7 protein-coding genes are annotated in these 5,213 nt (G+C 67.4%); 5 read left to right on the top strand and 2 right to left on the bottom strand.

What is annotated here, in order from left to right:
• The 3 genes from A9W96_RS32350 to A9W96_RS25370 form a co-directional block, all read left to right on the top strand.
• Positions 1 to 419: fatty acid synthase (locus A9W96_RS32350; protein WP_082972601.1), on the top strand; the 419-nt coding region annotated here is incomplete at its 5' end.
• Between the two features lie 25 nt (positions 420 to 444).
• Positions 445 to 843, top strand: a complete 399-nt coding sequence (locus A9W96_RS25375; protein WP_066862574.1) for a holo-ACP synthase — start codon at positions 445 to 447, stop codon at positions 841 to 843.
• 10 nt (positions 844 to 853) lie between these two features.
• Entirely contained in the window at positions 854 to 2,179 is a 1,326-nt protein-coding gene (locus A9W96_RS25370) for a dipeptidase (protein WP_067143958.1), read from the top strand.
• A 13-nt stretch (positions 2,180 to 2,192) separates the two neighbouring features.
• Here the strand turns inward: A9W96_RS25370 and A9W96_RS25365 are convergent, their stop codons facing one another.
• On the bottom strand, positions 2,193 to 2,747 hold the full coding sequence (locus A9W96_RS25365; RefSeq protein ID WP_082972600.1) for a DUF3060 domain-containing protein: 555 nt from the start codon (positions 2,745 to 2,747) through the stop codon (positions 2,193 to 2,195).
• Positions 2,748 to 2,925: 178 nt separating this feature from the next.
• Here A9W96_RS25365 and A9W96_RS25360 point away from each other — a divergent pair, with 178 nt between their 5' ends.
• Entirely contained in the window at positions 2,926 to 4,290 is a 1,365-nt protein-coding gene (locus tag A9W96_RS25360; RefSeq protein ID WP_067143956.1) for a cytochrome P450, read from the top strand.
• A 214-nt stretch (positions 4,291 to 4,504) separates the two neighbouring features.
• Here the strand turns inward: A9W96_RS25360 and bcp are convergent, their stop codons facing one another.
• Positions 4,505 to 4,978 carry a thioredoxin-dependent thiol peroxidase gene (gene bcp, locus A9W96_RS25355; protein ID WP_066862589.1) on the bottom strand — a complete coding sequence of 158 codons (474 nt, stop codon included), beginning with the start codon at positions 4,976 to 4,978 and terminating at the stop codon, positions 4,505 to 4,507.
• A 104-nt stretch (positions 4,979 to 5,082) separates the two neighbouring features.
• Here bcp and A9W96_RS30840 point away from each other — a divergent pair.
• Positions 5,083 to 5,213, top strand: a 131-nt coding sequence (locus A9W96_RS30840; protein WP_156748726.1) for a DUF3618 domain-containing protein, incomplete at its 3' end; no start/stop codon positions are given.

The following is a 5,213-nucleotide window of genomic DNA, read 5'->3' as shown; positions in this document are numbered from 1 at the left end:
TGATCCCACCGAACCGCAGCCTGGACTGCGTCGACGACGAACTGGCCGGCTCGGCCCACTTCGTGTGGGTGCGCGAGACCCTGCGGCTGGGCGAGAAGTTCCCGCTCAAGGCGGGGCTGCTGACCAGCCTTGGGTTCGGCCATGTTTCGGGCTTGGTTGCGCTCGTGCATCCGCAGGCGTTCGTCGCCGCGCTCGACCCGCAGCAGCGTGCGGACTACCAGCGGCGCGCGGATGCCCGCCTGCTGGCCGGTCAGCGGCGGCTGGCGTCGGCGATCGCCGGTGGCGCGCCGATGTACGAGCGGCCGCCGAACCGTCGCTTCGACCATGACGAGTCGGAAAAGCGTCAGGAGGCCGCGATGCTGCTGAACCCGGATTCGCGCCTGGGTGACGGCGACGCCTACCGGGTCTCTGCCGGATGACGTCGGTCCGTTAGCCTGGCGACCCATGGGAATTGTCGGTGTGGGGATCGATCTCGTCTCCATCCCTGATTTCGCCGAGCAGGTCGACCAGCCGGGAACCGTTTTCTCCGAGACGTTCACCCCGGGTGAGCGCCGCGACGCCTCGGACAAGAGTTCGTCGGCGGCGCGTCACCTGGCGGCCCGTTGGGCGGCGAAGGAGGCGGTGATCAAGGCGTGGTCGGGATCGCGGTTCGCCCAGCGCCCGGTGCTTCCGGAGGACATCCACCGCGATATCGAGGTGGTCACCGACATGTGGGGCCGCCCGCGGGTTCGGCTGAGCGGCGACATCGCCAAACACCTGGCCGACGTGACGATTCACGTCTCGCTGACGCACGAAGGGGATACCGCCGCCGCGGTGGCGATCCTGGAGACGACGTCCGACTAGCCTCGATCCCATGAGCGATCTGGTTGAGCGCGTCCGCTCGGTGCTGCCGTCGGTGCGGCGCGATCTGGAAGACTTGGTGCGCATCGAATCGGTGTGGGCCGACCCCGGCCGCCGCGACGAGGTGCATCGCAGCGCGCAGGCCGTCGCGGATCTATTGGCGCAGGCCGGTTTCGGCGATGTGCAGATCGTCAGCGAAGGGGGAGCGCCGGCCGTCATCGCGCACCATCCTGCGCCGGACGGCGCGCCGACCGTGCTGCTGTACGCACACCACGACGTGCAGCCCGAAGGCGACCGCGGCCAGTGGCTCTCGCCGCCCTTCGAGCCCACCGAGCGCGACGGCCGGCTCTACGGCCGTGGCAGCGCCGATGACAAGGCCGGCATCGCAACACATTTGGCGGCATTTCGGGCGCACGGCGGGCAGCCGCCGGTGGGCGTGACGGTGTTCGTCGAGGGCGAAGAGGAATCCGGGTCGCCGTCGTTGGGCCGGCTGCTGGCCGCGCACCGCGATGCGCTGGCCGCCGACGTGATCGTCATCGCCGACTCGGACAACTGGAGCACCGAAATCCCGGCGCTGACGGTCACGCTGCGCGGCCTGGTGGACTGCGTGGTCGAGGTGGCCACCCTCGACCACGGCCTGCACTCCGGCATCTGGGGCGGCGTGGTGCCCGACGCGCTCAGCGCCCTGGTGCGGCTGCTGGCTACTCTGCACGACGACGACGGGAACGTGGCCGTCGCCGGGCTGCACGAAAGCACCGCCGCCCCAGTCGATTACCCGCCCGAGCGGGTACGCGCCGACTCCGGGTTGCTGGACGGCGTGTCCGAAATCGGCTCGGGCTCGGCGCCGCAGCGGCTGTGGGCCAAGCCCGCGATCACCGTGATCGGCATCGACACCACCCCCATCGACAAGGCGTCCAACACCCTGATCCCGCGGGCGCGGGCCAAGATCAGCATGCGCGTCGCGCCGGGTGGGGACGCCGCGGCGCACCTGGACGCATTGACCGCCCACCTGCAACGGCACGCGCCGTGGGGCGCGCACGTCAGCGTCACCCGCGGCGACATCGGCGAGCCCTACGCCGTCGACGCGACCGGCAGCGTCTACGACGCCGCCCGCCAGGCGTTCCGGCAGGCATGGGGAACCGACCCGATCGACATGGGCATGGGCGGGTCGATCCCGTTCATCGCCGAGTTCGCCGAGGCCTTCCCGCGGGCCAAGATCCTGGTGACCGGCGTGGAGGACCCCGCGACGCAGGCCCACAGCATCAACGAGAGCCTGCACTTGGGCGTGCTGGAACGCGCCGCGATCGCCGAGGCGCTGCTGCTGGCCAACCTGGGCTAGCGGGACGCACCTCTCATCGGGCGCCTTGGCCCTGAGCCACGATGTTGTTGTTCCCCGTCTTGTTGATTGTCGGTGACCCGGAGTGGTAGACCATCGCGTTGTCATCGCCGAAAACACTGATGGTGTCGGCGCTGTCGACCGTGACGTGATTTGCGCTGCCGGAGACGTCAAGCCGGCGACAGTGGCCGGTGACGGTGTAGGTGTTGTTGTCACCTTCGAGCCTGAGGTTCCCGTCGTTGCAGTCGATCTTGTCCTTCGCACCGCCATTGATCATGGTGAGATTGCCGTGCACGGTGGTGCCGGAGTAATGACCCACGAGAGCCGCGATCGCGAACGCGGCCGCGCACGCACCCGCCAACACCGTCCAAACTCGCGGCGAGTTGACCAGCCCCGCGACGCCCCCGATCCGCTGCCACCCGGTCCCACCGAGTGCGCGCCCGCCATCCCGGCCGCTTTTGGACGCTCCGGACGGCTGGGGAGGGCCCCCCGACGGTCGTGCGGCGCCGCGCTCCAGCTCGCGTATGTATTCCTCAGGGTCTAGCTTCTCCGGGTCTTCTTCCGGGTCCATCGCTCAATAATCCGCTCTGCGGTCCAGTTTTGGAGGTGTCACGGCGAAGCCGCGACTTTCCAGGGTTAGGCGATAGCCGGGCGCCGATCCGAACTGGCCCCCCGAATGCTGAACGAGAACGACGGTCTCGTCGCATACTGCTTCTAGCCGCAGCCACTCGTCCGCAGGAGACGCCACCGTGAGTACGGAAAACACCCTGACCGGAGACGCCCGCAAGACCAACCGTTACCACTTCGATCGCCACACCCCCGAGTACCGCGAGCGGTTCACAGCGATCACCGAGGAGATGCACGCCAAGTGCCCGCTGGCGTGGACCGATACCTACGACGGGCATTGGGTGGCCGCCGGCAACCGGGAGGTCTTCGAACTCGCGCGCTGCCCGCACGTGTCCAACGACCACGACGTCACGGGCGAAGGCACCGGCTACAAGGGCATCACGATTCCGACGCTGCCGCAGGGCACCGGTGTCCGTGGCGGCATGCTCGAGATGGACGAACCCGAGCACTCCGCCTATCGCAGCATCCTCAACCCCTACCTGTCGCCGGCGGCCGTCAAGCGCTGGAAGCCGTTCGTCGACGAGATCGTGCGGGCCAGCATCGACGAGAAGATCGAAGCCGGGCGGATCGACTTCGTCGACGATCTCGCGAACGTCGTGCCCGCGGTCCTGACCCTGGCGATGATGGGCGTTCCGCTGAAGAAATGGCAGCTGTATTGCGAGCCGGCGCACGCCAATGTCTACACGCCCGCCGATTCACCGGACGCCCCAAGGGTTTTGGAGCAGACGATGGCGATGGGGGCGGACCTGTTCAACCACCTCCTCGAGATCCGTGAGAACCCGCGGCCCGGCATTGTGGACGCGTTGGCGAGGCTGAAGATCGACGGCGAACCCGCCCCCGACGCCGAACTGCTCGGAATGCTGGGCCTGATCATCGGCGGCGGTTTTGACACGACGACGGCGCTGACCGCGCACGCGCTCGAATGGCTGGGCGAAAATCCCGAGCAGCGCGAGCTGCTGAGGCAGGAATCGGAAACGCTGCTCGACTCGGCGACCGAAGAATTTTTGCGATACTTCACGCCCGCTCCCGGCGACGGCCGCACGATCGCAGCCGATCTCGAAATAGCGGGCACGCGGTTCAAGGAGGGTGATCGCCTGTGGCTGTCCTGGGCGATGGCCAACCGTGATCCCGCGGTGTTCCCCGATCCGAACCGCCTAGACCTGAGCCGAAAGAACAACCGGCACTTCAGCTTCGGGCTCGGCATCCATCGCTGCATCGGCTCCAACGTCGCGCGGGTGGTGTTCAAGTCGATGCTCACGGCGGTGCTCGACCGGATGCCCGACTACCGCTGCGACCCCGAGGGCACCGTGCACTATCCGACGATCGGCGTGATCCAGGGCATGCAGCACCTGCCGGCCACCTTCACGCCCGGCAAGCGGCTCGGACCGGGGATAGACGAGACGCTCCACAAACTGCAGCGCGTTTGCGACGAACAGGGGATCGCGCGGCCCATCACCGAGTACCACGAGGCCGCCGTCATCGGTTGATCGTCGGTAAGCGGAAAGGTCGCGTGTGCGTACAGGCGCCCTCCTAGGAAGGCAGGCCATGAGGGGTAAGAGGATCTTGATTGCGGTGCTGCTGGCGTTCGCCGTCTCAACAACGTCGGTGAGCTGCCTTCCCTACTGCCCCATGAAGGGTGGCCCATCCGTCACCTGCTAGGCAACGATTGCCCGTTGCGCTCGACGACATCGCATCTTCGAACTAGACGGACAGGTCGCGCCTGAGCTTGGCGACGTGGCCGGTCGCCTTCACGTTGTACTGCGCGACGGTGATCTTGCCCTTCTCGTCGACCACAAAGGTGGAACGAATCACGCCGGTGACCGTCTTGCCGTACATCTGCTTCTCGCCGTACGCGCCATAGGCGCTCAGGACCTTGCGGTCGGGATCGGACAGCAGCGGGAACGTCAGCTTCTCGGTGTCGCGGAACTTGGCCAGCTTCTCCGGCTTGTCGGGGGAGATGCCGATGACGTCGAGGCCGGCTTCGTTGAGCTCGGCCAGGCTGTCGCGAAAGTCGCACGCCTGCTTGGTGCATCCGGGCGTCGAGGCGGCCGGGTAGAAGTACACGACGACGCGTCGGCCTTTGTAGTCGGCCAGCGATACCTTGTTGCCGTCGGCGTCGGACAGGCTGAAGGAGGGCGCTTTGTCGCCCGGTGCAAGCCGCGTGGTCTCGGTCAAGGTGGGGCCTTTTCTGTTCACCGGAGCGTCGGGGTTACCGCCAGCTGATCTAGGGTAGTTCGGGCAGGTGCATGAGCCGGATAGTGGGCGACTTGGAGGACACAGTGGCGGACCGGGACCCCGAAGCCATCAAGCAGGACATCGACGTCGCCCGGGACCAGCTGGCGGCCACCGTCGACTCGCTTGCCGAGCGGGCCAATCCTCGGCGCCTGGCCGACGACCTCAAGGTCCGGGT

Origin of the sequence: Mycobacterium sp. 1245852.3, from assembly GCF_001669335.1 — a bacterium.
In the GTDB taxonomy this organism is placed as follows: domain Bacteria; phylum Actinomycetota; class Actinomycetes; order Mycobacteriales; family Mycobacteriaceae; genus Mycobacterium; species Mycobacterium europaeum_A.
This window is presented reverse-complemented; position numbering and strand designations above follow the sequence as displayed.

Coding starts and splice junctions, on each gene's coding strand:
- A9W96_RS25370 (WP_067143958.1), top strand. CDS start 854: ATGAGCGATCTGGTTGAGCGCGTCCGCTCGGTGCTGCCGTCGGTGCGG.
- A9W96_RS25375 (WP_066862574.1), top strand. CDS start 445: ATGGGAATTGTCGGTGTGGGGATCGATCTCGTCTCCATCCCTGATTTC.
- A9W96_RS25365 (WP_082972600.1), bottom strand. CDS start 2,747: ATGGACCCGGAAGAAGACCCGGAGAAGCTAGACCCTGAGGAATACATA.